Source organism: Mesorhizobium sp. WSM4904 (genome assembly GCF_029674545.1).
Classification (GTDB): Bacteria; Pseudomonadota; Alphaproteobacteria; order Rhizobiales; family Rhizobiaceae; genus Mesorhizobium.
Genome location: NZ_CP121354.1, coordinates 5,367,243 through 5,393,857, shown reverse-complemented (window position 1 = coordinate 5,393,857; position 26,615 = coordinate 5,367,243). Strand labels below are relative to the sequence as shown.

At 65.1% G+C, this 26,615-nt stretch carries 23 protein-coding genes; 12 read left to right on the top strand and 11 right to left on the bottom strand.

Going from position 1 to position 26,615, the window contains the following annotated elements:
* Window positions 1-59: 59 nt before the first annotated feature.
* From rsmA to lptF, 6 genes are all read right to left on the bottom strand, one after another.
* Window positions 60-908, bottom strand: coding sequence for a 16S rRNA (adenine(1518)-N(6)/adenine(1519)-N(6))-dimethyltransferase RsmA (gene rsmA, locus QAZ47_RS26215; RefSeq protein ID WP_278231278.1), 849 nt, complete (start codon window positions 906-908; stop codon window positions 60-62).
* An 8-nt stretch (window positions 909-916) separates the two neighbouring features.
* Window positions 917-1,945 carry a 4-hydroxythreonine-4-phosphate dehydrogenase PdxA gene (gene pdxA / locus QAZ47_RS26210; RefSeq protein ID WP_278233877.1) on the bottom strand — a complete coding sequence of 343 codons (1,029 nt, stop codon included), beginning with the start codon at window positions 1,943-1,945 and terminating at the stop codon, window positions 917-919.
* A gap of 84 nt (window positions 1,946-2,029) precedes the next feature.
* Window positions 2,030-2,953, bottom strand: coding sequence for a peptidylprolyl isomerase (locus QAZ47_RS26205; RefSeq protein WP_278076455.1), 924 nt, complete (start codon window positions 2,951-2,953; stop codon window positions 2,030-2,032).
* Window positions 2,954-3,173: 220 nt separating this feature from the next.
* A complete protein-coding gene (locus QAZ47_RS26200; RefSeq protein WP_278231277.1) occupies window positions 3,174-5,591 on the bottom strand; it encodes an LPS-assembly protein LptD in 2,418 nt (805 codons plus the stop codon).
* Window positions 5,591-6,673, bottom strand: coding sequence for an LPS export ABC transporter permease LptG (lptG, locus tag QAZ47_RS26195; RefSeq protein ID WP_278231276.1), 1,083 nt, complete (start codon window positions 6,671-6,673; stop codon window positions 5,591-5,593). The genes QAZ47_RS26200 and lptG overlap by 1 nt, the downstream gene beginning before the upstream one ends.
* Before the next feature lie 2 nt (window positions 6,674-6,675).
* The gene (lptF, locus tag QAZ47_RS26190) at window positions 6,676-7,875 is read right to left on the bottom strand and encodes an LPS export ABC transporter permease LptF (RefSeq protein ID WP_278203628.1); all 1,200 of its coding nucleotides are present in this window, start codon (window positions 7,873-7,875) and stop codon (window positions 6,676-6,678) included.
* A gap of 350 nt (window positions 7,876-8,225) precedes the next feature.
* Between lptF and QAZ47_RS26185 the strand changes: the two genes are divergently transcribed.
* Both QAZ47_RS26185 and QAZ47_RS26180 read left to right on the top strand, forming a co-directional pair.
* Window positions 8,226-9,737 carry a leucyl aminopeptidase gene (locus QAZ47_RS26185; RefSeq protein ID WP_278231275.1) on the top strand — a complete coding sequence of 504 codons (1,512 nt, stop codon included), beginning with the start codon at window positions 8,226-8,228 and terminating at the stop codon, window positions 9,735-9,737.
* A gap of 9 nt (window positions 9,738-9,746) precedes the next feature.
* A complete protein-coding gene (locus tag QAZ47_RS26180) occupies window positions 9,747-10,196 on the top strand; it encodes a DNA polymerase III subunit chi (protein ID WP_278231274.1) in 450 nt (149 codons plus the stop codon).
* Here the strand turns inward: QAZ47_RS26180 and QAZ47_RS26175 are convergent.
* Window positions 10,193-11,113 carry a LysR family transcriptional regulator gene (locus QAZ47_RS26175; protein ID WP_278231273.1) on the bottom strand — a complete coding sequence of 307 codons (921 nt, stop codon included), beginning with the start codon at window positions 11,111-11,113 and terminating at the stop codon, window positions 10,193-10,195. The genes QAZ47_RS26180 and QAZ47_RS26175 overlap by 4 nt on opposite strands.
* A 120-nt stretch (window positions 11,114-11,233) precedes the next feature.
* On the opposite strand from QAZ47_RS26175, the gene QAZ47_RS26170 reads away from it, so the two are divergent.
* From QAZ47_RS26170 to QAZ47_RS26135, 8 genes are all read left to right on the top strand, one after another.
* A complete protein-coding gene (locus tag QAZ47_RS26170; RefSeq protein WP_278231272.1) occupies window positions 11,234-12,031 on the top strand; it encodes an alpha/beta fold hydrolase in 798 nt (265 codons plus the stop codon).
* Window positions 12,032-12,198: 167 nt separating this feature from the next.
* Window positions 12,199-13,188, top strand: a complete 990-nt coding sequence (locus QAZ47_RS26165; RefSeq protein ID WP_278231271.1) for a 3-oxoacyl-[acyl-carrier-protein] synthase III C-terminal domain-containing protein — start codon at window positions 12,199-12,201, stop codon at window positions 13,186-13,188.
* Between the two features lie 2 nt (window positions 13,189-13,190).
* Window positions 13,191-14,174 (top strand): NAD(P)-dependent oxidoreductase, encoded by a 984-nt coding sequence (locus QAZ47_RS26160; protein WP_278231270.1) that lies wholly within the window; start codon window positions 13,191-13,193, stop codon window positions 14,172-14,174.
* Window positions 14,171-15,004, top strand: a complete 834-nt coding sequence (locus tag QAZ47_RS26155; RefSeq protein ID WP_278231269.1) for an MBL fold metallo-hydrolase — start codon at window positions 14,171-14,173, stop codon at window positions 15,002-15,004. The genes QAZ47_RS26160 and QAZ47_RS26155 overlap by 4 nt, the downstream gene beginning before the upstream one ends.
* Entirely contained in the window at window positions 15,001-16,257 is a 1,257-nt protein-coding gene (locus tag QAZ47_RS26150; protein ID WP_278231268.1) for a F390 synthetase-related protein, read from the top strand. The genes QAZ47_RS26155 and QAZ47_RS26150 overlap by 4 nt, the downstream gene beginning before the upstream one ends.
* Window positions 16,254-17,399: a GNAT family N-acetyltransferase gene (locus QAZ47_RS26145; protein WP_278231267.1), complete on the top strand. Its 1,146-nt coding sequence runs from the start codon at window positions 16,254-16,256 to the stop codon at window positions 17,397-17,399. Before QAZ47_RS26150 ends, QAZ47_RS26145 begins: the two co-directional genes overlap by 4 nt.
* Window positions 17,396-18,397, top strand: coding sequence for a Rieske 2Fe-2S domain-containing protein (locus tag QAZ47_RS26140; protein ID WP_278231266.1), 1,002 nt, complete (start codon window positions 17,396-17,398; stop codon window positions 18,395-18,397). The genes QAZ47_RS26145 and QAZ47_RS26140 overlap by 4 nt, the downstream gene beginning before the upstream one ends.
* 30 nt (window positions 18,398-18,427) lie before the next feature.
* Window positions 18,428-18,718, top strand: coding sequence for an addiction module antidote protein (locus QAZ47_RS26135; RefSeq protein ID WP_278231265.1), 291 nt, complete (start codon window positions 18,428-18,430; stop codon window positions 18,716-18,718).
* 241 nt (window positions 18,719-18,959) lie between these two features.
* Here QAZ47_RS26135 and QAZ47_RS26130 read toward each other — a convergent pair whose 3' ends face one another.
* Together QAZ47_RS26130 and QAZ47_RS26125 are read right to left on the bottom strand one after the other, a co-directional pair.
* Window positions 18,960-20,126: a hypothetical protein gene (locus QAZ47_RS26130; RefSeq protein WP_278231264.1), complete on the bottom strand. Its 1,167-nt coding sequence runs from the start codon at window positions 20,124-20,126 to the stop codon at window positions 18,960-18,962.
* Window positions 20,127-20,250: 124 nt separating this feature from the next.
* Window positions 20,251-21,429: an amidohydrolase gene (locus QAZ47_RS26125; RefSeq protein ID WP_278231263.1), complete on the bottom strand. Its 1,179-nt coding sequence runs from the start codon at window positions 21,427-21,429 to the stop codon at window positions 20,251-20,253.
* A gap of 36 nt (window positions 21,430-21,465) precedes the next feature.
* Here QAZ47_RS26125 and QAZ47_RS26120 point away from each other — a divergent pair, with 36 nt between their 5' ends.
* Window positions 21,466-22,359, top strand: a complete 894-nt coding sequence (locus QAZ47_RS26120) for an AraC family transcriptional regulator (RefSeq protein WP_278231262.1) — start codon at window positions 21,466-21,468, stop codon at window positions 22,357-22,359.
* A 21-nt stretch (window positions 22,360-22,380) separates the two neighbouring features.
* Here QAZ47_RS26120 and QAZ47_RS26115 read toward each other — a convergent pair whose 3' ends face one another.
* Both QAZ47_RS26115 and QAZ47_RS26110 read right to left on the bottom strand, forming a co-directional pair.
* On the bottom strand, window positions 22,381-22,884 hold the full coding sequence (locus tag QAZ47_RS26115) for a DUF995 domain-containing protein (protein ID WP_278231261.1): 504 nt from the start codon (window positions 22,882-22,884) through the stop codon (window positions 22,381-22,383).
* A gap of 131 nt (window positions 22,885-23,015) precedes the next feature.
* Window positions 23,016-23,834, bottom strand: coding sequence for a glycoside hydrolase family 26 protein (locus QAZ47_RS26110; RefSeq protein WP_278207945.1), 819 nt, complete (start codon window positions 23,832-23,834; stop codon window positions 23,016-23,018).
* A 668-nt stretch (window positions 23,835-24,502) separates the two neighbouring features.
* Between QAZ47_RS26110 and QAZ47_RS26105 the strand changes: the two genes are divergently transcribed.
* Window positions 24,503-26,383, top strand: coding sequence for a glycosyltransferase family 2 protein (locus QAZ47_RS26105; RefSeq protein ID WP_278231260.1), 1,881 nt, complete (start codon window positions 24,503-24,505; stop codon window positions 26,381-26,383).
* The last annotated feature ends 232 nt before the right edge of the window (window positions 26,384-26,615 follow it).

Here is a 26,615-nt window from a genome sequence, read left to right as displayed (position 1 = left end):
GCTGCTCGCCTGCCTATCTATGGCGTTGGTACGGCGATTCCAGCCGACGCGCCGACTGCCTATAGGGCGTTCGTCAGCCTCACGAACTCTTCCACGCTGAGCGTCTCGGCGCGGCGCGTCGGGTCGATGCCGGCGCGGGTGAGCAGCGCTTCGCCGCCGAGGCTCTTCACGCTTTGCCGCAGCATCTTGCGGCGCTGGCCGAAGGCGGCTTCGGTGACGCGGCCCAGCCTCTTGCCATCGGCGGGCAGCGGGGATGCGCGCGGCACCAGGTGCACCACCGAGGAAGTGACCTTGGGCGGCGGGATGAAAGCCTGCGGCGGCACGTCGAAGGCGATTTTTGCCTCGGTGCGCCAGCCGGCCAGCACGCCGAGCCGGCCATAGGCGTCGCTGCCCGGACCGGCGGTGATGCGCTCGGCCACCTCGCGCTGGAACATCAGCGTCATCGATTGATAGAAGGGCGGCCATTCGGCCGTCGTCAGCCAGCGGATCAGCAGTTCTGTGCCGATATTGTAGGGCAGGTTGGCGGCGATCTTCACCGGCCCGCCATTCGCCGTGCCGGCAAGCGCAGCGAAATCGGTCTTGAGCGCATCGCCGGGAATGACTTCGAGCCGGCCGGGATAATGGCTGGACACCTCCGCCAGAGCCTCCAGGCAGCGCTCGTCGCGCTCGATGGCGATCACGCGGCTGGCGCCGTTGAAAAGCAGCGCCCGGGTCAGTCCGCCGGGGCCGGGGCCGACCTCGATCACCGTCGCTTCGCCAAGCTCGCCGGCCGCGCGCGCGATCTTGCTGGTCAAATTGAGGTCGAGCAGGAAGTTCTGCCCGAGCGACTTCTTCGCCTGCAGGCCATGGCGCTCGATCACCTCGCGCAGCGGCGGCAATCCGTCGATGGTCGTGCGCCCCCCGCTCAACCCAAGCCTCATGCGGCCGCGGCGTGTCGGCCGCTGTCGGCAAGCCGGCGCGCGAGCCTCAGCGCGGCAATCAGGCTGTCGGCGCGCGCAATGCCCTTGCCGGCGATATCGAAGGCCGTGCCGTGGTCAGGCGAGGTGCGGATGAAGGGCAGGCCTAGCGTGACGTTGACGGCCTCGTCGAAGGCCAGCGCCTTGGCCGGGATCAGCGCCTGGTCGTGATACATGCAAAGCGCAGCGTCATAGCCGGCGCGCGCCCGCGGGTGGAACATGGTGTCGGCCGGCAGCGGTCCGACCGCATCGATGCCTTCGGCTTGGAGGGCCTCGACGGCCGGCAGCACGATGGAAAGGTCCTCCGAGCCCATCGCACCGCCTTCGCCGGCATGCGGATTGAGCCCCGCGACGGCGAGCCGCGGCCGCGCGACGCCGAAACGGCTTTTGAGATCGGCGGCGGTGATGCGGCCCGTGGCCACGATCAGTTCCGTCGTCAGGACTTTCGGCACCTCGGCGAGCGCGATGTGGATGGTGACCGGAACGGTGCGCAGTTCGGGTCCGGCAAGCAGCATCACCGGCGTCACCTCGGCGCCGGTGTGGCGCGAGGCCAGATGCGCCAGGTACTCGGTGTGGCCGGGAAAGCGGAAGCCGGCGTCGTAGAGCGGCTTCTTGGCGATGGGGCAAGTGACCACCGCGGCAGCGTGGCCGGCGAGGCAGTCGGCGACGGCGCGGTCGATCGCTTCGATGGTGCCCGCGGCATTGGCCGGATTCGGCTTTCCAGGACTGTCCAGATGACGGGCGTAGAGCGGAACGACGGGCAGCGCGCGGGGAAAATGATGCGCCGCTTGCCCCGGCGAGGTCTCCATGATCGCTATCGTTGCGCCGACTTCGCGCGCGCGGGCCTCGATCAGGGCCGGATCGGCGAGCAGGTAGAAGGGCGGCACGCCGGCGCTGTCGCCCGCCTGCCAGGCGGCGATGGCGATCTCGGGTCCGACACCGGAGGGATCGCCGACGCTGAGCGCCAACGGCGCGTCGGTTCTGCGCATGCTCATGGTGTCCTGCGGGGCGCCGTGCCTGCCTCGCGGCAGGGCAGGCGGATCGAGCCTTGTTTTGTCATGCGCCGAAACGGCCTAGCGCTCGACGATGGTGGCCTTCTTGCGCAGTTCGTCGACATATTTCTTGCTGAGCTCGTCGGCGTCCTTGTCGTTGCTGCCTTCGGCCTGGAACACCATCTGCGCGGCCTTGTCGTCGGAAACCTCGCGCGAAGAGCAGATGCCGATGAATTCGACGCCACGCTCGGTCTCGCGCGTCGGGGTCGCGCCGCCAACCTTGGTCGCCTTGATCTGGTCGGCCCAGTCGGACGGCAATTGCGGCGCCAGCACGCGGCCGAGATCGCGCACCGTGACGTCGATCAGCCCCTTGGCGAATTCGCGCGTGGTGTTGCAGCCGTTGAAGCGCGCGCGCATGGCATCGGCCTCGCGCTTGCGCTTGGCGAGCGTGGCCGAGCGCTCGGACGCCGGCACCACGAAGATCACCTGCTGCAGCATGTATTCCATGGCGGTCGGCTTGGAGCCGCCCTTGTCGAGCATGCGGCGGACCGCGTCCTGCTCGGTCACCGAGCCGCCCTCGCCGGAACGGTAGCGCGCGCCGAGCGCCTGGTTCCAGGCCATCTGCGCACGGATGAATTCCTTGAAATGCTCCTTGGTGACGCCCGATTGCGACATGATCGCGTCGAGCTTCGCCAGCGGCATCTTGTTGTTGGAGGCAAAGCGCTGATAGGCGGCATCGACCTGCTGGTCGGTTATGCGGATGCCGAGCCGCTTGGCCTCGGCAAGGCGCAGCGTCTGGTCGATCATTTCCTTCGCCGCATCGCCTTTCTTGCGTTGCAGTTTGAAGAATGCGGCGCGGTGCGCGATGTCGCCGGTGGTGATCGGTATGTTGTTGACGATGTATTTGATCTGGCTGGCGAACGCCGGCGGCGTCATCGCCGTGATCGAAACCGAGGTCGCCGCAACCAGCAGCGCGAACCCTGCCGAAAACAGGTATTTCCTCATCTCACCTTCCCAATTCTTGCCCGCCACGATGGCGCCGCACGTCCTCCGAACGCTTGCGCTACGTGGTCGACCCCTTGCCCGTCCTATGCGGCGAAACGATGTCGCCGGCGCATGTCCCCGAGAATCGGTCCCATTTTCGAAGCTATGCGCTCCAAATCAAGCTCTGCAGCCGTTACGCGCGCCAAATCGACGCTCTGCCGCGATGCTCGCCTGCCTTCGCTTACTGGATCGTGTCGACGGCGCTGGTCGACGTGCCGAAATCGCCGAGCGTGCGGAACGACAGGTTGAAGCCGATATTCTGCGACACTTCCTTGGTGACCGTATCGCGGCTCTCAGAGAACGTCATCACATAGGTGAAGCAGGAATCATTGTAAGCGAAGCCGACGCCGTCCTTGACCAGGACGCTTGTCTCTAGATCGTAAGTGCCAGTCCCGAAGACGCGCCAGTTCTCGGCAAGGTGAGTCGAGGCGCCGAGCGTGACCTCGTGCCGGTCCGTGGTGAAGCCGTAGAGCGGCTGCGCCTGGATGAAGGCATATTTGGCGCTGAGCGAAACCGGCAGGCCCGAATAGGCGGCCTTGATCTCCGCGCGCCTGACCTCGAAGGTCTGCTCGTCGAAACGGCCGCTGAGCGAGCCGGAGAAGCCGCTCGGGCTGTTGAAGCCGATGAGGCCTACATAGTCGGATTTCGCGGTCTGCAGTCCCGAGTAAGCGCCGGCATTGACGAGGTCCGGCGCGTCGAAGGAGTTCTCGCCGCCCAATTGGTAGGACTGGCCAAAGATGGCGTTGGTGCCCCAGCCATTTTCATAGGCGCCCGAATAGCGGAAGCCGACATTGGCGCGCGTGCCGCCCTCAATGCGGTCGTAACCTGAGAACTTGTCGCGCTCGAACAGCGTCGTGGCGTCGAAGACGAAGCTCTGCGCGTCCTCGTTTGGAACGGCGAGGCCACCGACATATTGCTCGTTCGGGCGCACGAAGACCTGCGCCGTCGGCTCCAGTATGTGGCTGGAGTTCGGCATCGAGAACAGCAACGGCCAACGCATCTCCAGGCCGAGCGTAGCCATGTAACGTGCGAGTGAGGAGCGCATGTCGACGTCCTCGCCGAGATTCGCTGCCATCTGGTTGACCGCGGCCAGCGACGCGGACGTGGCCGACACATAGCCGGTGTCGCCGCGCAGCGCGAGCAGCGGCGTCAACTGCAGGCCGCCATCGGTGGTGAAGGTGCGCTTCCATTCGGCTTCCGCCGTCAGCCGGCTGGACTGGCCCTCGAGGCCGCGCACGTTGTTGATGGAGGTCGGAACGGCGTTATCGGCTAGCACCGCATCCAGCCGGTCGCGGCTGATGACCCGCGCATTGACGTTGACCGACAACTGGCCGCCGGCCACCGCCATGTCGGGGATATAGGCGTAGTCGAACGACGGCAGCACCCAGGGCTGCTTGGCCGCGCGCGCCGTCGGATCGCTGGACAGCGTGTCTTCCTGCACCTCGAAGCGCATGGCCCTGACGTCGAAATAATTGCGGTCGCTCAGGCCCGTCAGATAGATCGACGACTGGTGGACGAGATCGTTGTAGCCGTCGATGTTGTAAGTGCGTGAAAAATTCTTGTCGGTCTGGAGGAGCACGTCCCAGCCGAAGTTCCAGCGCTCGTTGATGGCGAACTGGCCCTTGGTGCCCATCATGCCGCGGAACTTGTTGGGATCGTTGAGATCTCCCGAATCGACGGTATGACGATTGCCCGTGGCGATGAACGCGTCGGGATCCTGCTGCTGGATGCCGGCGATCTTCAGGCTGTATTGGCCATCGTTGAAGCGCTGGCGCCATTCGGCCTCGCCGAGGAAGCCCTGCTTGGTGTAGCCGGTCCCGGTGGTGGTCAGGTCGTAGGTCGGCGAGAGCGCGAAATAATAGGGGACTTTGACGCCGACGCCGAGATGGTTGTTGTAGACGATGCCCGGGATCAGGAAGCCGCTCTTGCGCTTGACCGTCGGGTCGGCGATCTCGAAGGCCGGCAGATAGGCGAGCGGATAGCCGAAGAACTCGAAATTCGCGTTCTCGAAGCGAACCGTCTTCTTCTCGCCGTTCCAGATGATCTTTCTCGCCTTGACGCGCCATGTCGGCGCCGAATCGGGCCTGTCCTCGCAGGGTTCGCAGGCGGTGTAGATGCCGTTGTGGAACGTCGTCAGCACGCCGCCCATGCGCTCGCCGCTCTCGGCGGCGAAATAAGCCCTCTCGACCGTCTCGACGCGCAGCGCGTTGACGAAGCCGTCGGCGAAATCGTCGGTGATGTCGATATGGTCGGAATTGATCTTGGTGCCGTCGCTGTTGATCAGCTCGACGGCGCCGCTGGCGACGAGGCGCTTGGTATCGCGGTTGTACACCACGCGCTGGGCGACGAGCTTGTTGCCGCCATAGTCGATCTGCACGCCGCCGACGGCGGTCACCGTGTGCTTGTCGTTGTCATAGACGAGCGTATCGGCGGCCAGCAGCATCTGCGTGCCGGAGGGAACAGGCTTTGCCGTGATAGTCTGCGCCAGCGCCGGTACCGACGGTACCACGCAAGCGAACAGACATGCCAAGGCGGTCGCCCCATAAAGGCGTGCCAAACCGGCCTGCCTACTATGGCTGCGCAAACCAGCCTCCCTCACTAGCCGTCTTCCTTGTATAGCAGAAAAGTCACCCCGAAGAACATAGCCACGACAACCGGAACCCATGCAGCCACCATTGTAGGCACGAATCCGGCGACCCCGAATGCCTTGACCAGTACCGAAACGACATAAAGCAGAAAGCCGGCCAGGACGCCACCCAGAATCATCGTCGCCGACTGCCCCATTCGCGCAAATCGCATTGAAACTGTTGCCGCAATCAGCGTCATGGCGACGAGGAGGAACGGCAGCGCCACCAGCGAATCAAACTGCATGGCGAAGGCATTTGCCTTGAGCCCGAAGGAGCGGGCAACCTCGATCTTGGCCGGCAGCTCGTAGAACGGGATGGTTTCCGGGCGCGCCAGGCGCTCCTGCACGAATTCCGGCTTGAGGTTGGTGGGCACGCGGTCGGAAGCCTCGGGACGGATGTTGCCGTCCTTGAACACCTTGACGTCCTGCAGTTCCCAATAGCCGTCGCGCAGGAAGGCGTGCGCGGCATCCTTGCGCTCGACGATGTTGCCCTTCTGGTCGAGGACGAAGAACACCGCGTCAGCCATCTCCAGCCCCTGGTTGAGGATGGCGCGGGCACCGATGATGGTGTCGCCGGAGCTGGTCTTTTGCCTCAGCCACGGCGTCGTATCCTCCGGGACGGCGTTCGACTTGCCGGCCCTGAGCTGGTTTTCCATCTGCTCGGACCAGGAGAACCCATGCGCGGCGATCGGATTGAGCACGCCGACGGAAATCACGCCGAACATCAGCGCGCCGACGCAGCACGGGAACAGGAACTGCCAGGCCGAAACGCCTGCCGAGCGTGCGATGACCAGCTCGTAGCGGCGGTTGAGCGACACCAGCGTCGCCATCGCCGAGAACAACCCGACGAACGGCACCGTCTGCAGCATGATCATCGGCATCCTCAGCGCCGAAATGGCGAAGGCGGTGCCGTAGGTGAAGCCCGGCAGCCCGGTCGTGCGGCCCGAGAGCTCGGTGAAGTCGATCAGGAACACCAGCGCCAGCAGGCCGAGAAAGAACCAGATGGTAATCGTCACATAGCGAAAGAAGAAATAGCGGCCCAGTGTCCAGCCCATCGTCAGGCCCCCTGGCCGGAGGTGCCGCGGCGGGCGAGCCACAGCTTGAGCGCGGTCCAGCCCTCGCTGACCCGTCCGGCGAGATTTGTCATCCAGTCGGCCCAGGCGGTGGGCAGTTCCATGCTGCGCGAGGAGACGATGAACCAGACGGAGATCGCCGACGCCGCGATCGGCACGCCATAGACCAGATAGGCGTAGTACCAGACCTTGTCGGCCTTGCCCGCGGCGAAGAAACCGAGCCAGCGCACGAAAAGGGCGATGGCGATCGCCGTGATCAGCGGATGGATGCGCGCCTCGCGATGCGAGCGCGCGTCGCCGGCGACGGCCAGCGCGATCAGCGCGAACACCAGCGAATAGGACCATTCGGAGAAACGCTGGTTGACCTCCGCCGTGTAGCTGCCGGGCTGGCGCTGATACATCCTGTCGTTGGGATCCGGGTTGAGCAGGTATGGCGTCGTCCGGTCCTTGGGCAGCAGCGTGATCTCGTTCGCGGCCGACATGAAGGCGGACAGGTCGAAGGCGTAGGAGGTGAAGCGGATGACGGAGAGGTCGCCGGTCACCGATTTGCGGTTGATGACGCCGTCATTCATCATCAGCACCTTCTCGTCGCCCTTTTCGACGATGCTGCCGGTCTTGGCGTAATAGGTGAGGTTGGCGCCTTCTTCGCGCGAATCGGCGACGAAGATGCCGCCGAGCTTGTTGTCGGGCAGCCGCTCGCCGATCTGCAGGAACAGGCCTTCGTCGATCTTGCGGAACGTGCCTTCCTGGATGATCAGCGACAGCAGGTCGGCGCGCGAGGCCGCCACCAGCTGCCGGTTCTTCTGCCTGGCATAGGGATCGACGCCATTGTCGACGGCGAAGGAAAAGACGCTGGCCGCCAGCGCGAGCAAAAGGATCGGTCGCGCGATCGTCCAGCGCGAGGCGCCCGCGGCATTGATCACCGCCAGTTCCGAATCCGTGTTCATGGCGCTCAGCGTCTGTGCCACCGCGACCACCAGCGCGAACGGCACCACGATCGGGACGATCGAGGGGATGATCAGGGCCGCGACTTCGAAGAAGGTCAGCGCCGACTGGCCGCTGTCGGTGACGAGGTCGATCTTGGCGAGCACCTGCGTCGTCCACACGATCGCCAGCGTCCAGACCAGCGCGGCCAGGAACATCGCGGCGGTGCGACGCATGATGTAGCGTTCAACGACCTTCATGAAGGCTTTTCTCGATTGTGCCGAACGGCATCATGCCCGCCGACAAGGTAGTCATCCGCCGGCGCCTGTACAACCGGGTCCGCAAGCGGCTCATCTGGTTCGTCGCCCCCATGCCACGCGCCCCGGCGCGGCGGAGTCTCCGCGTCAATCGATAAGAAATGCAAAACATCGATGGTTAACAATAGGTTGCGGCAGGAAGCTTAGGTCGCGCCGCGACGAATCCTTCGTTGATTTCGGCGCCGATATAGACAGCGATTTCGGCCAAAGTCTTGCCAAATGCCCGAAAACGACCAAATGTCGCGCACGCTTGAAAGCCGGTTCGCGGCGCCTCACCCCGAAAGCAGGATCTGATGACTTCGAGACCTTCGATTGCCTTCGCCAAATTCGCCGCGCCCAAAAAAGGCAGCGTCTTCGTGCTTGCGGCCGACGGCGGCGGCCTTGGCGATGCCGCGAAGGCCTGCGACCCGGCCGGCGCATTGGCGCGCGCGTTTCCGGTCGCCGATTTCTCCGGCAAGTTCGCGAGCTCGGCCGAGGTGCTGGCGCCGGAAGGGACGTCGGTCGACCGGCTGGTGGCGATCGGCGCCGGCAAGGTTGCGAACCTCGATGACTATGCCTGGCTGAAGCTCGGCGGCGCCGTTGCCGCCGCGCTGCGCAAGGCTGCGGAAGTCGCCGTGATCCTCGACCTGCCGGAGCTACAGCCGGAAGCCAGGCAGGCGGCGAACCTCGCCGCCGGCATCCTCCTGCGCAGCTACGGATTCGACAAATACAAGACCAGGAAAGAAAGGGAAAACGGCCAGCCCGAAGCCAAAAAGGCCGAGGCGGCGAAGCCCGCCAAGGTAACCATCCACTGCGCCGACCCGTCCGCCGCGAAAAAAGCCTTCGCCGAGGAGGAAGCGGTGATCGGTGGCGTGCTTTTGGCCCGCGACCTCGTCAACGAGCCGGCCAATGCGCTTGGGCCGGTCGAGTTCGCGGCACGCGCAAAGCAACTGGAAGCCCTCGGCGTCGAGGTCGACATCCTGACCGAGAAGGAAATGAAGAAGCTCGGCATGGGCTCGCTGCTTGGCGTCGCGCAAGGCTCGCCGCGCGGCGCCCGCATCGCGGTGATGCAATGGAAGGGCGGCAAGGCCAAGGATGCGCCGGTCGCCTTCATAGGCAAGGGCGTCACCTTCGACACCGGCGGCAATTCGATGAAGCCGGCCTCCGGCATGGAGGACATGAAGGGCGACATGGGCGGAGCCGCCGCCGTCACCGGCCTGATCCATGCGCTGGCCGCGCGCAAGGCCAAGGCCAATGTCGTCGGCGTCATCGGCCTGGTCGAGAACGCGGTCGACGGCCACGCGCAGCGTCCGGGCGACATCGTCACCTCGATGTCGGGCCAGACGATCGAGGTGCTCAACACCGACGCCGAAGGTCGCCTGGTGCTCGCCGATGCGCTCTGGTACGCCAACGACCGCTTCAAGCCGAAGTTCATGGTCAATTTGGCGACGCTTACCGGCGCCATCATGGTCGCGCTCGGCCAGCACTATGCCGGCCTGTTCTCCAACAATGATGAGCTGGCGGGCCGCCTGACCGACGCTGGTCAGGCGACGCAGGAGCGGCTGTGGCGCATGCCGCTCGGCGCCGAATACGACAAGCTGATCGATTCCAAGAACGCCGACATGAAGAACATCGGCGGCCGCTACGGCGGCGCCATCATCGCCGCGCAGTTCCTGCAGCGTTTCGTCAAGGACACGCCCTGGGCCCATCTCGACATCGCAGGCACGGCGATGGGCGCACCGGCGAACGAGATCAACCAGTCCTGGGGCTCGGGCTTCGGTGTGCGGCTGCTCGACAGGCTGGTGCGCGACCACTATGAAGGATAGGCTTTCGAGGTGGCCGACATCCTCTTCTATCATCTGACGGAATCGACGCTCGAGGAGGCGCTGCCCGGCCTGCTCGAGCGCAGCGTCGAGCGCGGCTGGCGCGCCGTCGTGCAGACCGGAACCGAGGAGCGGCGCGACGCGCTCGACCAGCATCTGTGGACTTTCCGCGACGATTCCTTCCTGGCGCATGCCACCGACCGCGAGGCATACCCGGCCGAGCAACCGATCCTGCTGACCACGGGGGAGGGCAATCCGAACGCCGCGCAGATCCGTTTCCTCGTCGATGGCGCGACCCCGCCCAATCTTTCCGGCTACGAGCGGGCGGTCTTTCTGTTCGACGGCCACGACGCGGCACAGCTCGAAGGCGCGCGCGGCCACTGGAAGACGATGAAGGAAGCCGGCCACGCCGTCACCTATTGGCAGCAGACGCCTGACCGGCGCTGGGAGCGCAAGGCTTAAGGAACGCTGCCCCGATTCTCTGGGGTTTGGTCGCGTCCCTGCTCCTGCAGATAAAGCCAAAGCGCCTCGGCCACCGGCCCGTGCGGCCGGTCGCGGCGCCGCACTGCCGCAACGGTTTCGGTGCGGCCGGGGATATGCCTGCCGGCGATGGAGATCAGCCTCCCGTCTCGAAGCTCGTCCTCGATCAGCCATTCCGGCAGATGGCCCCAGGCAAGGCCGTGAAGGATCAGCTCCTTCTTCATCATATGGTCCGGCGTCGAGCAGGAATGCGCGCCGTCGATGACGAAGAAATTCTCCGGCGAGGGGCGCCGCGCGGTATCGCGTATCACGCATTGGGTGAAGGGCCGCATCGCTTCCGGGGTGATGTCATGTTCTTTGTCGAAGGGCAGAAAGCTCGGCGCCGCCACCGGCACGAAGTTAACCTGGCAAAGATCGATCCGCTCGAGCTGCGGATCGGATGGGTTGGCGCGATGGAAGACGAGATCGGCCTCGGCGTCCATCAGCCGTTCGATCGGCCCGCTGATCGCCTCATATTCCAGATGCAGGCGCGTGCGGGTCCGTTCGGCGAAGAAGCGGCTGAGCAGGCCGAGTATTCTAGGCCTCGGGCAGACGTCGCCCATCACCACACGCAGGACGGTTTCCTCGCCGCTCGCCAGCTGCCTCGCATAGCTCTGGAGATGTTCGAGCTCGCGTAGCGCCAGCCGGGCGCGCGCTTGGAACTGCCGGCCTTCATCCGTCAGGCTCACCCGATAGCCGCTGCGGTCGAGCAGGGTGAGGCCGAGCTGCTCTTCCAGTCGTGCGACCGCGGCGAAGACGGAAGGATGCGTCCGGCTCAGGACAAGCGCGGCGGCCTGAAAACTGCCTTCGCTCGCCACGGCGTCGAAGCACCTCAGATCGTGGAGCTTCAAATCGTGCATTGTCGTAACATCCTACAGAGATCGTCGAATCATAGTAATTTTCTTCGATAGTAACCAGACTAACGTCCTCATCGAAACGACGCGGGACGACCTCCCGCCTGATCAAGATAAGGATCCAAAATGACCGAAACGCTTCATTTCACGGCGGGCGACGGCGCGCGCATCGCCTACAGGTTCGACGGCCCGGAAGACCGGCCGGTGCTTGTGCTGTCGAATTCCATCGCCACGACCTTCCACATGTGGGATGGCCAGGTTGCAGAGCTCGCCAAATCCTTCCGGGTGCTGCGCTACGATTTTCGCGGCCATGGCGGTTCCGACGCGCCGGCCGGCGCCTATTCGCTCGACCGGCTGGGTCGCGACGTGCTCGAACTGCTCGATTTCCTCGGGCTCGCCCGCGTGCATTTCCTCGGCCTGTCGCTCGGCGGCTTCGTCGGCCAGTGGCTGGGCATCCATGCGCCGGAACGCATCGAGCGCTTGATTCTCTCCAACACCTCGCCGCATCTGGGACCCGCGTCCTATTTCGACGAGCAGATCCGCAACGTGCTTGCGGCAAGCGACCTGTCGGCCACGGCGGACATGTTCATGCGCAACTGGTTCCCTGCCTCGATGCTTGCCGGCGAGAACGACACCGTCGAGGAATTCCACGCCGCGATCCTGGCAATGTCGCCGCAAGGACTTGCCGGATGCTTCGCCGCCGTGCGCGACGCCGACCTGCGCCGCCCGATTTCGCTGATCATCGCGCCGACGCTGGTGATTGGCGGCGAAGACGACAAGGTCACGCTCGCCAGCCACAGCGAGGCGATCGCGGCGACGGTTCCCGGCGCCGAGCTCGTGCTGCTCCCGGGCGTTCATCTGCTCAATGTCGAGCGCCCGGCGGAATTCATGGGAGCGGTGAGGCGGTTTCTGGGACAAGGTTGACCCGTAGCTTGGACCGCCCTCGCTGCTTGGCGCGCTGCTTGACACATCGGCAATTGGCAACAAGGCCTCAAGTTTCTTGTTGCTTGAAGTGATCAGCCGAGCCTCATGAACATCGCTATCGACCGCATTTTGGTTTAGATAAACGCGAGTGCGCCCATGGGGGGAGGATGCGGATCAGGGTCGTCGGAACCGGCAGGGCGGTGCCGGCAGAGTGCGTCACTACTCGTACGCTGGAGGAGAGGCTGGGCCTCGGCCGGGGCGCGCTTGAAAGCGCCACCGGTGTCGTCCAGCGCTATGTCTGCGCGGCCGAATCGCAGATCGATCTCGCCTGCGCCGCCGCGCGTCTTGCGCTCGACGACGCCGGGCTTGGTCCAAGCGATGTCGATCTGATCATTGGCGGCAGCGGCGTGCCCTACCAGCCGCTGCCGGCGACGGCGCCTCTCGTCATGCATCGCCTCGGCCTTGCCGACGGCACGGCCGCCGCCTTCGATGTCAACAGCACCTGCCTTGGCTTCCTCACCGCTTTCGAGACAGCCGGCCGCATGATCGAGGCCGGGCAATGCGAGGCGGCGCTGGTGTTCTCGTCGGAGGTCGCCTCGCGTGCTTTGCCTTGGCGGGACGCGCCGGAGGTTGCAGCACTCTTCGGCGACGGCGCGGCGGCAGCCGTGCTGCGCAGGGCCGAGCCCGGCGAGGGCAGGCTGGCGGCCAGCCTGATGCGCACCTATCCGTCCGCCTGGGAGGCCTGCGGCATCGGTTCCGGCGGCACGCGCTTCGATTTCCACAAGCAGCCGGAAGAGTTCGCCCGCCACAGCCTGTTCCATATGGATGGCAAGGAGCTGTTCCGCCTGACGTCCCGCCATTTCAACGGCTTCGTCTCGGCGCTGCTGGAACGTGCCGGTTGGCGGCATGACGACGTCGATCTCGTCGTGCCGCATCAGGCGAGCCCGTTCGCGCTCGCGCATATGGCGCGCCAGACGGGCTTCGCGCCGGAAAGATTGGTCGATATTGCCGCCAGCTTCGGCAACCAGATCGCCGCCTCCATCCCCTTCGCGCTCGATGTCGCACGCCGCGAGGGGCGCGTGACGCCGGGCACGAAGCTGCTCTTCCTCGGCACGTCGGCCGGCGTGTCGTTCGGCGGCATGGCGCTGGAAGCCTGACCATGGTCGTGCTCGTCACCGGCGCCAGCGGTTTCTTGGGCTCTCACGTGCTCCGGCGGCTGGCTGCATCCGGCACGCTGGCGCTCGGGCTCGGCCGCGATGCGGCACGCTGCGCCGCGCTCGAAGCCGCCGGCCATCGCATCATCCGCCACGATCTCGCACGGCCGCTCGACGGCGTGTTCGATCCGAGGCTTAGCAAGGTCGAACGGATCATCCATTGCGCCGCGCTCTCGGCGCCCTTCGGCCGGTTGCAGGATTTCGCGGCCGCGAACGTCACGGCGACGCGAAGCCTCCTCGACTTCGCGGTGCGGCAAGGTGTCAGCCGCTTCGTCCACATCTCCAGCCCGTCCGTCTGCTTTGCCTTTCGCGACCAGCTCGATCTTGTTGAGGACGCGGCTTTGCCGGAGCCCGTCAACCACTACGCACTCACCAAGCGCGAGGCGGAGCGGATCGTGCTCGCCGCGCCAGCCGTCCATCCGGTGGTGCTGCGGCCGCGCGGCATCTATGGCGCCGGCGACCGCGCGCTGCTGCCGCGGCTGATCAAGGCGGCGAAGAGAAGGCCGCTGCCGCTGTTTCGCGGCGGCCGGGCCGCGATCGACCTCACCCATGTCGACGATGTCGTCGATGCGGTCATGGCGGCGCTCACAGCACCCAGGGAGACCGAGAGCAAGATCTTCAACATCTCCGGCGGCGAGGTGCTGCCGGTGCGCCGCATCGCCGACGAGGCCTGCGCCCGCGCCGGGATCGGGGCGCGCTGGCGGCCGATGCCGCTCATGCCGGCGATGCTGGCGGCCGGACTGATGGAAGCGGTGGCGCTCAGACTGCCCGGCCGGCCCGAGCCGCCGGTCACCCGCTACGGGCTCGGCCTCTTCGCCTATGCGCAGAGCCTCGATCTCTCCAAGGCGAAGCGCGTGCTCGGTTGGGCGCCAAAGATTTCCTTCGAGCAAGGGCTCGATCGCACCTTCGCCGGCAGGGCCACGCTATGAAGATGGTCTTTGCCAACAGTGCCTGCGTCAGCGCCGCCGAGCGGCTGATCCTGCGCGGTGGGTCGTGGCGGAGCGTGCGGCTGCGCGTCCGCTACGGGCTGATCTTTCATCCCGTCGCCGGTCCGGTGCTGGTCGACACGGGTTACACGCCGGAGGCGCTCACCGGCGAGCGGCGCGGCCGGATGCTGCGGCTCTACGGCGCGCTGCTGAAACCCGACCTCAACGCCGCCGAACAGGTCTTGCCGGTGCTGAAGCGCTTCGGCCTGTCGCCTGATGACATCCGCACCGTCATAGTCACCCATTTTCATGCCGATCACATTTCCGGCCTGTCGCTGTTTCCCAAGGCGCGCTTCATCGCCAGCGACGCGGCCTGGGCGCGGGTCAGATCCCGCACGCCGCGACAGAACTTGCGCCACGGCGTCTTCACCGAGCTCTTTCCGCCGGATTTCGAAACGCGGTTGGACGGCCTGTCCTCCAAGCCGTGCGTCGACGCGCGCGACGGCTTCCCCGGCGGCACGGACCTTTTCGGCGACGGCAGCGTGATCGCGGTCGATCTTCCTGGACATGCCGACGGCCAGTTCGGCCTGCTGTTCGCCAGCCTCGAGCGGCCGCTGCTCTATGCCGTCGACGTGCAATGGCTGCTCGCCGCCTTGACGGAAAACCGCACGCCAGGCTTCCCGGCAACGCTGATTGCCGAGGATGCCGCGGCGATAGAGCCGACCAGCGCCATGCTCTGCCGCTTCCTCGCCACTGGCGGCGAGGTGATGCTCTGCCATGACCCTGCGCCGACATCCTACGATCTCTCATCGAGCGATCCGGAGGCGGGATGAGCGCTCTGGCGGAGGCGGTTGGCTCCTTTGCCCTGACGCGCCGGGTCTCGCGCAAGAGCCGCGCCGACTTCGAACGCTGGCAGGCGGCGGCCTTGCGCCGCTTCCTCGACCGCGACCTGCCGCGCGCGCCGTTTTACGGCAAGGCGCCGGCCCGTCTCGCCGACCTGCCGGTCACCGACAAGGCGCTGCTGATGGCGCGCTTCGACGAATTCAACATCCATGGCCTTGCCGCCGCCGAGGCCTGGGCGGCGCTGGCGCGCGACGGCCGCGCCGGTTCGCTTGCTGTCGGCGCCAGCACAGGCACGTCTGGCAATCGCGGCCTGTTCGTGATCTCCGAGGCGGAAAAATACCGCTGGCTGGGCACGATCCTCGCCAAGGCGGCCCCCGATCTTCTCTGGCGCGGCATGCGCGTCGCCGTCATCCTGCCGCAGAACACCGGGCTCTATGACAGCGCCCGCAAGTCGCGGCTGATCAAGCTCGCCTTCTTCGACTTGACGCTCGGGCCGGAGCACTGGCGTGCGGCGCTGGAAAGCTTCGATCCGACAGTGATCATCGCGCCGCCGAAGATCTTGCGGCACCTCGCGATCGAAGGCTTCCGGCTCCAGCCGAAGCGTATCTTCTCCGCCGCCGAGACGCTCGATCCGGTCGACCGTCCTGTCATAGAAGCTTTCTTCCGGTTGCCGCTCGACCAGATCTACATGGCGACCGAAGGCCTGTTCGCCGTAACCTGCCGGCAGGGCGGCCTACATCTTGCCGAGGACTCCGTCTACTTCGAATTCGAGCCGGCAGGCGAGGGGCTGGTGACGCCGCTGGTCACGGCTTTCCGCCGCCGAACGCAGATCATGGCGCGCTACCGCATGAACGACCTGCTGCGGCTTTCCGGTCAGCCTTGCCGCTGCGGCTCGCCGCTGCGTTGCGTGGACGAGATCGTCGGCCGCATGGACGATGTCTTCCGCCTGTCCTCGAAAGGCGGTCCGATCCTGATCACACCGGACGTGCTGCGCAACGCCGTGCTCAAAGCCGACCGCCGCATCGACGATTTTCGGCTCGTCCAGATTGCGCCGGACTGGATCGAGCTCAGGCTTCCGCCGGCACTCGCCGACGAGGCGGCAGCCGCCGCTCATCAGGCGGTGCGCGTGCTGCTGGAAGCGCGAAAGGCCGATGCGACGGTCGATCTCGTCCGCACTTCGTTGTCGCTGGAAACAAGCCGAAAGCTGCGTCGCGTCGAATGCCGGCTGGAGCGGGCGCCATGAGCCGGACGGCCGCCGCGGAAAAGCTGATCCAGCAGGCTGACCGGGTCGAAAACAATCCGGCCAAGGTCGAAGCTTTCGTGCACCTGTTCAACGAGATACCGGTCGGCGACCTCATCGCCAACCTGACGACCAGGGTCGAGACCTTCGAGGTCGCGGGCCGGACGTTCCCGCTGACGCTCAACGATGCCAGTGAAGCGCCGAACTGCTATATCTGCTGTCCGTCCGGCGCCTATATCGACTATGCGATAGACGAGACACGCAACTTCGCCACCCACCCGCTGCTGCGCCGCTCGCTCGCGGCTCTGATCGGCGCCTGCGCGCCGCTGGTCAGGGCAAGCGGCCTCGACCATCAGGCGCAGGCCAACAACTGGCTCTATTCCACCAATCCGGTGCCGCTGCTCGACCGGCAAACTGTTGCCGCACTCAGATCGGCGCTGGTCGCGCGCTTTCCCGATCGCGCCATCGTCATCCGCTCGCTGAACGAGATCGCCGATCCGGCGAGCATCGCAGCGCTGAAGGCAGAGGGCTTTCGCATGCTGGCGGCGCGTCAGATCTATATCTTCGCCGACCGCGGCGCCGCGCCCGCCGTGACGAAGAACCTGAAACGCGACCGCAAGCAGCTCGGCACCACGCCCTTCGAGCGGATCGGCGATGCCGATTTCACCGAGGCCGACTATGCGCGCGCCGAGCAGCTCTACAACATGCTCTATCTGGAGAAATACACGCTGCTCAATCCACACTACACGGCCCGCTACATCGCCGAGATGCATCGGCGCGGCATCATCAGCCTTGCCGGCCTGCGCCGGCCGGGCGGCGAGCTGGTCGCGGTCACCGGGCTGTTCGAAAATGGCGGCACGCTCACCCAGCCCATCGTCGGCTACGACACCGGCCTGCCGCTCGGCGAGGGGCTTTATCGCATGGTGATGGCGATGGGGCAGGACCATGCCAGCGCGCGCGGCCAGTTCTTCAACATGAGCGCCGGCGCCGCAAGCTTCAAACGCCTGCGCGGCGCCATTGCCGCGATCGAGTACAACGCGGTCTACGCCGCGCACCTTCCGCTTCGCAAGCGTGTCGCAATCCGCATCATGGAAACGGTGCTGGCGGGAATTGGCATTCCCCTGCTGAGGAGGTTCGAACTGTGAGCGAGCGCCGTGATCACAGCAAGGATTTCTGGCAGGCGGTGGCGCTCTCGGCCGACATCGGCAAGCGGCCGAAGCGCATCCTGCTCGATGGCCGGCCTATGGTGCTGTTCCGCTCGGCGCAGGGCATTGCCGCCCTGTTCGACCGCTGCCCGCATCGGCTGGTCGAGCTCTCGACCGGCAAGGTGGTCGGCGGCGAGATCGAATGCCCCTACCACGGTTGGCGGTATGACGGCGAAGGCCGCTGCACCGCCATTCCCGGCCATGTCGGCGCGATGCCGCATTACCGGGTCCGCCGCTACGCGGCGATCGAGCGCGACGGCGTCGTCTTCGTCTCGTCCGGCTCGCCGCGGGGCGAACCTTACCTCCATTGCATGCAGGGCAAGGACATCATCGTGCGGCGGGTGCGCTCATCGACGCAGTCGACCCTCATCGATGTCGCCGAGAACATCCTCGATGCCACCCACACCCACTTCACGCATAAGGGCCTGCTGCGCGGCCTGACCTCGAAGCGCCATCAGGTCCGGGTCGAGGTGACCGGCGGCGAGGGCTGGGTGGAGGCGACCTACACCGGCGAGGATCGCCAGCAAGGGCTGATCAGCCGGCTGCTGGAAGGCGAGCGGGTGAAAACCATCGGTCGCTTCCGCCATCCCGGCATCGCCGAACTCGAATATTGGGGCGGGAACGGGCTGGTGCTCGCCACGACCTTCCATCTGCGCCAGGCCGACGAGCGTACCGTCGAGGGCGTCGGCTGGCTGATCGGCCGGCGCCAGGGCCTGCTCGGCGAGCTGAAGGCGCTCGCCTTCAAGCCGCTCTTCACCATCGCGCTGCATCAGGACCGTCGCGTGCTGAAATCGGCAAGCGACAACGCCCGCTTCGCGCCGCAGGCGCTACCGGTGATCGGCCCGCTCGATTTCCTGCGCCGCGACATTGCGGCGATCATGGAAGGGAAAGTGCCGCCTGCGGCGAGTGAGCCGAGGGTGCATCAGATCGAGCTTTAGGTATAAGCTCTAATTCAAGGAGATGGAGCGATGCCTCTTGAGACCACGCGTTTCGATATCCTTGATTATCTCAAGACCCCTGAAGAGCGCTTAGCCTATGTCGAAGCCGCATTTGAGGATGGTGAGCCCATGATTATCACTCACACTCTCAGCAGTGTGGCGCGCTCCATCGGCTTGAATATTGTGGCGCGGGAAGCCGGAATGACCCCGCAGGCACTTCTTAAGGCGCTGGGCGAAATCGATCCGCCTCTTAGTACACTGCTAGCGGTGCTCAGAGCGCTGGGCCTACAGCTTAGTGCGAAGCCCATAGATCAGCGGTAACTGATCGGCGAAAGTCTGTTTGCAAGACTAGGGACAGCGACGTCGCGTTCCTTCGCGCCCCCTCTGTCCTGCCGGACATCTCCCCCACAGGTGGGGAGATTGGCTGTCGCGTAGGCTTTCGCCAATCGCTAGCGTCGCAGGAATGGCGCGACGGCGAAGCTGCCGATCTCCCCCCTTGTGGGGGAGATGTCCGGCAGGACAGAGGGGGGCGCTGTCCCGCCGAGGTCACGAAATTCACACTTCAAGAATGGTCGTCCGGCCCATTCCACTCGATGTCCCGCGTCGAAGCCGCTTGCAGGCTGATCCATTGGCGCCAGGCCACGCTGGCGATCTCGGCCAGCGCCAGCCACTGTGCCTTCACAGGCGCGGGGTCGCCCGGCCAGTCGAGCAGTTCCTGGCCGTCGCGCATGGCCTCCCGAAAGCCGCCGAGGCCGCCTGAGCGCAATGCCGCCGGCAGTCCGTAGACCCACATCGCAAGCCGCACCGTTTGCGGCGCGATGACGTCGGGGATCAATTCCGGCCCGTCTTCCAGCATCGCGTCGGCAAAGCGCGCCGGCTCGCGAAAAAAATGCAGGCCGCTCACCGCGCGCGGATTGCATTCCAGCGGCAGCACCCTTCCGTCCGCCTCGCGCATCAGGTCGAAGGAAATCTGCCCGGTCCATGACGTGCCGGCCACGATGCGCTCGACCAGTTCCCGCGCTGCCTGATCCTCGACCCGCTCGAAGAAGATGCCGGCACCCTTGCCGGCGCGATAGAGCGAACGGTAGAGCGCCAGCGCCTTGAGCCTGCCCTCGCGCGCCGCCGCATAGGCGCTGATCTCGTCGCCATCGATGAAACGCTGCGCCACCCACGGCACGGCGGGTGAAGGGGTGATGGTGTCGAGAAAATCCGGCGTCGGCCGCAGCAGCACATGGCTGGCGAAGCGCGACCAGACCGGCTTGAACACCAGCTCGCGCGAGCGGCCGCGTACCGCTTCCAGATCGTCGCGTGAGCTGAGGAGCGTTGTCTCCGGCACCGCCAGGCCGAGGCCTTCGGCCAACCGGACAAAGGCGTGCTTGTTGTGCACCTTCGCCAGCTGTTCGATATCCGGCGCGAATAACTGGGCCGGCATCGCCCGGCCGCGCCAGGCCAGCGCGAGATAGAACACCTCCTCGCAGGTCGGGATGACGAAATCTATGCCTTCGGCCCGCGCCAACGCCTCGACCGCCTCGGCGTAGGCCTCAGGCTCGAAACGCGGCGGCGGCAGCCGATGATAACGCGCGCAGGCCCTGCTTGCCGCGGCGATCGGCCGGGCAGGGCTGTCGGCCAGGATGACGCGGCGGCCGGCGCCGTCGAGCAGGCGCGCCAGATGCAGCGCCACCGGCGCGCGCGCCCCGGTGATCAGCACGGTCTTGTCGGCCCCCGACATCAGGTCTCGCGGATGTTTCGGTCGCTTGAACCGTTGCGCGAAATTTCCGTGCTTGGCAATCTTAAGTATTTGTTTTTGCGCAATTCCGGACGGAAAACCGCAATGCACTTTCCCTGGGATCGCGCTACTTCCCCCCGACAGGCAGCGCGCGCTGGACGATGTTGAGGAAGAAGCGGATACCGATCGGCACGATGGCGTCGTTGAAGACGAAGCGGTCGCCATGCAGGCCGGCGCCTGGGCCGACATCGCCGGCGCCGATCCAGACATAGGCGCCGTCGCCGACGCCCTGCAGCAGAAAGGCAAAATCCTCGCAGCCCATGCTCGGCAGGAACTCGGTTGCGACACGTTCGGCACCGACCGTATCCGCACCGGCCAAGGCGGCGAGCGCCGCGCCCGCGGCCGGGTTGACCACCGGCGGATAGCCGCGCCTGTAGGTAAGTTCGGCGCTGGCGCCGTGCATGGTGGCGCAAGTCTGCGCCACGCGCTCGATCTCGGCCGCGCAATGGTCGGAAATTGCGTGGTCATAGAAGCGGCAGGTGCCTTCGACCCTGACCTCGCCCGGCACGAAATTGTTGAAGCGGCCGCCATGGATCTGCGTCACCGACAGCACCGCCGGCGACAGCGGATCGACGCTGCGCGAAACCAGCCGCTGGATCGCGGTGACGAAGCTCGCCGCGGCGAGCAGCGGATCGTCGCCCAGATGCGGCATCGCGGCATGGCAGCCGCTGCCGCGAAAGATGATCTCGAAATCGTCGACCGCCGCCATCTGCGGTCCGGCGCGCACGCCGATATGGCCTTCCGGGAAAGCCGGCCAGTTATGCACGGCGAACACCTGCTCGACCGGAAAGCGTTTGAGCAGCCCGTCCTCGATCATCTTCCTGCCGCCGCCCAGCACCTCCTCGGCCGGCTGGAAGACGAACACCACCGTGCCGTCGAAGCTCGCGCTCTCGGCGAGCAGCTTGGCCGCGCCAAGCAGCATGGCGGTATGGCCGTCATGGCCGCAGGCATGCATGATGCCATCCTTGCGCGAGGGGTAGGCGACATCGGCGGCTTCCTTGATAGGCAGCGCGTCGAGCTCGGCGCGCAGCGCGATCGCTTTGCCGACCGCGCCTTTCGTCAGCGTCCCGACCACGGCCGTCGCGCTGACATCGGAGTGGACGGTGAGGCCGAATTCCTTCAGCTTCGCTGCGACGAAAGCCGCCGTCTCATATTCGGCGAAGCCGAGCTCGGGATTGGCGTGGATCGCCTGCCGCCAGCCGATCACCTCGGGCACGATCGCCGCTATCCTGTCGTTTTCCCGCATCGTCTTATCTCCGCTTCGTTTGCGGCGATGTTGCCGATGTTCCCCGCTCGCGTCTTGAACGGGATTGACGGGCAGGGTGGTTTCGACAAGGCTTCCGGCATGAGCGACGCCAGCGAGCAAAGGGAATGCGAGGCAGCAAAGCTGACGCGGCATGAGGGCCTCGGCGGCCTCGAAATGCTTGCCGCCCGCTACCGCGACCATGCCTATGCGCTGCACACGCACCCGACTTGGGTGTTCGGGGTCGTGGTGGCCGGCGTGGAAAAGCTCAGGATCGGCCGCCGCCGGCATCTGGCGCCGGCGGGCTCGATCATCATCGTCAACCCGGAAGAGCCGCATGACGGCGAGAAAGGTGCGCCCGCCGGCTGGGCATACCGCACCTGCTATCCCGGCGCCACGCTGATGGCCGAAATCGCCGACGATCTGGAGCTGCCGGAATTGCCGATGTTCGGCGAAGGGATCGTGCATGCACCGGAACTCGCACGAGCCTTCGTCCAGGCGCATCGACTGGCGGGACAGGCGCTCGATCAGGAAACGGCGATGCTGATGGTGCTCGGCGAGCTCGTCGGCCGCTTCGGTGACGGCAAGCGTTGCGACCGCGCTTCAGACGGCGGCGAAACCACACGGCGCTTCCGCCTCTATGGCGAGCTGATCGCGGCCGATCTTTCGGCCGGTTTCGATCTCGCCCGGTTGGCTGCTGCGGCCGGTGTCACCCGTTTCCAGGTCATCCGCGATTTCCACCGCGCCGCCGGCATGACGCCCGGACAATATCTGCGCGACCGCCGCATCCGTGCGGCGTCGGCGCTGATCAGGACCGACATGCCGCTCGCCGAGATCGCCGCCGCGACCGGCTTCGCCGATCAGAGCCATCTCACCAGGGTGTTCAAGACGATCAAAGGCCTTTCGCCCGGCGCCTGGCGCGCCGCCGCTTGAGACCGCCCGTGCGGATGCCGGTTACAGCTTCGCCTTGAAGCGTTTTGCCTTCGTGCTGGCGTGGTCGCCATTGCGCAGGTCCGATTTGCCGTGACGGTCCTTGAATGCATACCACGCGCCGTCTGGCGACTTGCGTTGGTAGATCACCTTGCCGGCCTGGCGATGCTCGAAGCAGCTCAGCGAAGTCTTTGCGCCCCATGAACCGTGCCAGCTTGCCCGGAAACACAGTTTGCCGCCGCCGGGCATGAACCAGATGCCTTCGCCATAGCTCGGCTTGCCATCCTCGGTGGACCAGGCGGTGAACTGCCGCTTTCCCACCGCAAAATAGGCGGCGCCATGATTGCCCCAGAGCCAGGAATGGTTCTTGTAGAGCTGGTAGATGGCCTCGTCGGAGACGATGGCGGCCTTCGACGCCTGATCCGCGATCCTGTTCGCGCTCTTGGCCTGCGCGGCGGCCTGCAGGCCGACGACAAGAACGAAGCAGCCAAGCATTGCACCGACGAATTTCCAGAACACCCGTTTCACGACCTTCTCCCCGACTGATTTACGCAACGCCTGCACTCGTCTCCAAAGCGTTGGCTTTGAAGCTTGTCACTCCCGAAACTGAAGCTGGAGCCCGTCCCGGCGTGCCGGGGCGGGTAATGATCTCTGCGGTTCTACGGCAGGACGTGCTGGGTCACCCGCCAGTCGGGCAGCCCATAGCCGCCCAGCCACGGCCACACTTCCTTCTGGTTGAAGTAGACGACCGAGGTCAGAGACGGGAATTCCGCATAGGATTTGCGGGAATCCTGCGCCCACTTCGTCACATAGTCCTGCTTTCCGACATAGCCGAGCTCGGCCACGACCACCGGCTTGTTGAATTTCGCGACACGGTCGTAGCCGGGCTTCAGCATCTCGGCGAAGGTCCGGTCGCGGCCGGCTTCGTCATTGTCCTTCTTCTGCAGGCCGAACACCGACAGGCCGATCACGTCGACATAGTCGTCGCCCGGATAGTATTTCTCGAGGCCTTCCAATCCCTTGGGCGACCACATGTATTTCGCCGCGGGCGCCGCCTTGCGGCAGACGTCGACCTCGCGCTTGTAGGCGGCGATCCAATCCTTAGGCGCCCAGTTGGCCCAGGTGAAGCGGCCATTGCTGTCTTCCATCTCCTGCGCCCAGCGGATCGTCACCGGGCTTTTCATCTGTCCGACCAGGTTGCAGATCGCCTGCATGTTGGCATCGTACTTGCCGCTCAAGATGCCGTTGCGCAGCTCGGGCGGCGTGATGCGCCAGTCCTTCGACCAGGTCCACGGCTCGATGGTGATCAGCAGCGAGCGGCCGCGCTGCAGGGCGTAGGCGTCGGCCAGCGGCAGCGTCGAAAGATCGACGTCTTCCCAAGGCAGGAAGAGTTCCTCGATGGTGGCCGATTTGTCATTGCTGAAGTCGCCATAGGGATCATAGGAACCGAATGCCGACGCGGCGGAGCTCGTCTGCATCGGGTCCGTTCCCGAAGGCGATCCCGCCGCCGCTGGCAGCACTAGGCAGCCGCCGGCGATGAATGCCGACACAAGCGCGGTGGTTGTGGAGTATTTCATGCCCGACCTCCCATAGCTTCGATATCCCAGCCGGGACTTTGAAGCTCGCCACAGCGTGCCGATGGGAAACCGGCACACAAACCCGAACGATCGTCAGCCGACGTGAACCATGGGTTGTCTGAGCGACTGGGCCAGGCCGCTTTGGCGCGAGGCCGTCCATCAATTTTGCCCTCGGGGCGCCTGTACTAGAAGCCCGGGAGGGCGTCGCCGCGATACTCATAAATTCGCGTCAACGTTACGATATTAACCTTTTCTGATATAAGATCCTATGCCTGCCAAGAGTCAAGCGCAATTAACCGTTACTTAACCTTATAGTAGCCGATATGGTTAACGCGGCGGTTGCAAAGAGGCGCCGGCAGCCAGGCTTCGCGTTTGTCGAAAGTCCCTCGGACCCGTGCGCCGCGTCTCGCAAAGAGCCGTCAGGTCCAGGCCTTAGGTTAACCAGTTCTCAAGGAGCATGGTTAACCAAAGCTTAATTCTGTTGACTCTCCATCAGGAGGCGCTGATTCTACCGTGGGATGTGAACGCTTCCCGGTCGCAAGGGCGACAAGGAGGCGGCGGCGGTGGGTATGAGCGTTTTGTTGGATGCCGGCCTTGTCGGCGGCAAACAGGGGCCTGTGAGCCGGTCCGCTGGGGCTCGTCCTGGCGCCGGCCCCAAGGGACCCTACCTCGTGCCGGTTCTGTCTTCCCGGCAGCAATTGATCCTGCGGCTTGGCCTCGCTTTCTGGTTTGTCACGCTGGGCTTCTTCTGGTCCTGGTGGCTGCGGCCCGAACATATCGAGCATATCGGGCCATATGGTCTCGCCACCATCGTGCTGGCCTGGCTGACGCTGATGCCGATGTATTTCCTGCTCAACGTCCATGCCTCGCGCAAATCCTCCAGACTGCATCGCATTCCGAAGCGCTCGCGTATCGCCATGGTGGTCACCAAGGCGCCGTCCGAGCCGTTCGCCGTGGTCCGGCGCACGCTGGAGGCGATGCTGGCGCAGGATTGCCCGCACGACACCTGGCTGGCCGACGAGGATCCGGCCGACGAGACGATTGCCTGGTGCGGTGCGCATGGCGTGCTGGTCTCGACACGGCGCGGCCGCGAGGACTACCACCGCAAGATCTGGCCGCGCCGGACGCGCTGCAAGGAAGGCAACCTCGCCTTTTTCTACGATCACCATGGCTACGACAACTACGACTTCGTCGCGCAGATGGATGCCGACCATGTGCCGTCGCCGACCTATCTCAGCGAAATCCTCTATCCTTTCGCCGACCCTGCGGTCGGCTATGTCTCGGCGCCCAGCATATGCGACAACAACGCCGCCGAAAGCTGGGCGGCGCGCGGCCGGCTGTTCCCGGAAGGCATGTTCCACGGCCCCTTGCAGTGCGGCCATACCGGCGGCGGCGCGCCACTGTGCATCGGCTCGCACTATGCGGTCAGGACGAAGGCCTTGCGCCAGGCCGGCGGTCTCGGCCCGGAACTCGCCGAGGATCATTCCACATCGATGCTGATCAACGCTGCCGGCTGGCGCGGCGTGCACGCCATCGACGCGATCGCCCATGGCGATGGTCCGCAGACCTTCGCGGATCTCGTCACGCAGGAATTCCAGTGGTCGCGCAGCCTGGTGACGATCCTGCTCGAATACACTCCGCGATACTTCCACAAGCTGTCGCCGCGGCTGAAATTCCAGTTCCTGTTCTGCCAGCTCTGGTATCCGCTGTTCGCGCTCTTTGCGCTGATGATGTATGTCATGCCGATCTATGCGCTGCTCACCGGCCGCAACTTCGCCAACGTCATGTATGCCGACTTCGTCATCCATTACCTGCCCAACTCGCTGGCGCTGGTCGGGCTGGTGATGATGCTGAAAATCTTCGGTCTGTCGCGCCCCCTGACCGCGAAGACGCTCAGCTGGGAAGGCACATTGTTCCTGTTCTTCGCGCGCTGGCCCTGGGTGCTGTGGGGCACGCTGTCGGCGGTGCGTGACCATGTGACGAAATCCTTTGTCGATTTCCGCGTCACCCCGAAGGGCAGCGGCCCGAAGCATCTTTTGCCCACGCGGGCATTCGCGCCCTACATTGTTCTGGCGATCGGCGCCGCGCTGCCGGTGCTGCTCGTCAAGCATCCCTTCGACGCCACCGGCTTCTACTGGTTCGCGGCCTTCAATGCTTTCCTCTATGGCGTGCTCGTCGTGGTCATCATCGCCAGGCACATTTTCGAAAACCGGATCCCGCTGCGCGCCAATGCCGCGAAATTGGCGTTGCACGCCTCCCTGGCGCTGCTCGCGGTTGGCGTCCCGGCGGCAAGTTTCTACGATCGCGGACTGGAAGGCATTTATGGGCTGCAGCAGGGCGCCGGCGGCTTCCGCATTGTCAGGATCGCCTATGTGGTTTCCGGCGCCGGCATGGGCGACATCGGCTCGCGCAATTTCTATTTCGATCCTGGCTGGGACGCGCGGCGCTAGCGCAATTCCAGGAAAAGTGTGAGCGGTTTTCCGCCCGGAATGCGTAAAAACAAAGAGTGGTTCGGCGTTTCCGTGAAACGGTGAACCGCTCGCCATCTACCAAAAAGTTCAAATTTTAATGGAAGTCGATCGAGCGCCGAAAGATGGCGCTCATCATGTCGTTTACGTGAATTTTAATAAGTACCCTCTAATATTATCCCATGGTGCGAGCGGCGAGAAATCCGTTCGCGCG

Excerpts from the sequence above, each read along its gene's own strand:
- pdxA (WP_278233877.1), bottom strand. The coding sequence starts at position 1,945 with ATGCGCAGAACCGACGCGCCGTTGGCGCTCAGCGTCGGCGATCCCTCC.
- QAZ47_RS26205 (WP_278076455.1), bottom strand. The coding sequence starts at position 2,953 with ATGAGGAAATACCTGTTTTCGGCAGGGTTCGCGCTGCTGGTTGCGGCG.
- lptG (WP_278231276.1), bottom strand. The coding sequence starts at position 6,673 with ATGGGCTGGACACTGGGCCGCTATTTCTTCTTTCGCTATGTGACGATT.
- lptF (WP_278203628.1), bottom strand. The coding sequence starts at position 7,875 with ATGAAGGTCGTTGAACGCTACATCATGCGTCGCACCGCCGCGATGTTC.
- QAZ47_RS26185 (WP_278231275.1), top strand. The coding sequence starts at position 8,226 with ATGACTTCGAGACCTTCGATTGCCTTCGCCAAATTCGCCGCGCCCAAA.
- QAZ47_RS26175 (WP_278231273.1), bottom strand. The coding sequence starts at position 11,113 with ATGCACGATTTGAAGCTCCACGATCTGAGGTGCTTCGACGCCGTGGCG.
- QAZ47_RS26170 (WP_278231272.1), top strand. The coding sequence starts at position 11,234 with ATGACCGAAACGCTTCATTTCACGGCGGGCGACGGCGCGCGCATCGCC.
- QAZ47_RS26165 (WP_278231271.1), top strand. The coding sequence starts at position 12,199 with ATGCGGATCAGGGTCGTCGGAACCGGCAGGGCGGTGCCGGCAGAGTGC.
- QAZ47_RS26160 (WP_278231270.1), top strand. The coding sequence starts at position 13,191 with ATGGTCGTGCTCGTCACCGGCGCCAGCGGTTTCTTGGGCTCTCACGTG.
- QAZ47_RS26155 (WP_278231269.1), top strand. The coding sequence starts at position 14,171 with ATGAAGATGGTCTTTGCCAACAGTGCCTGCGTCAGCGCCGCCGAGCGG.
- QAZ47_RS26150 (WP_278231268.1), top strand. The coding sequence starts at position 15,001 with ATGAGCGCTCTGGCGGAGGCGGTTGGCTCCTTTGCCCTGACGCGCCGG.
- QAZ47_RS26145 (WP_278231267.1), top strand. The coding sequence starts at position 16,254 with ATGAGCCGGACGGCCGCCGCGGAAAAGCTGATCCAGCAGGCTGACCGG.
- QAZ47_RS26135 (WP_278231265.1), top strand. The coding sequence starts at position 18,428 with ATGCCTCTTGAGACCACGCGTTTCGATATCCTTGATTATCTCAAGACC.
- QAZ47_RS26130 (WP_278231264.1), bottom strand. The coding sequence starts at position 20,126 with ATGTCGGGGGCCGACAAGACCGTGCTGATCACCGGGGCGCGCGCGCCG.
- QAZ47_RS26125 (WP_278231263.1), bottom strand. The coding sequence starts at position 21,429 with ATGCGGGAAAACGACAGGATAGCGGCGATCGTGCCCGAGGTGATCGGC.
- QAZ47_RS26120 (WP_278231262.1), top strand. The coding sequence starts at position 21,466 with ATGTTCCCCGCTCGCGTCTTGAACGGGATTGACGGGCAGGGTGGTTTC.
- QAZ47_RS26110 (WP_278207945.1), bottom strand. The coding sequence starts at position 23,834 with ATGCAGACGAGCTCCGCCGCGTCGGCATTCGGTTCCTATGATCCCTAT.
- QAZ47_RS26105 (WP_278231260.1), top strand. The coding sequence starts at position 24,503 with ATGAGCGTTTTGTTGGATGCCGGCCTTGTCGGCGGCAAACAGGGGCCT.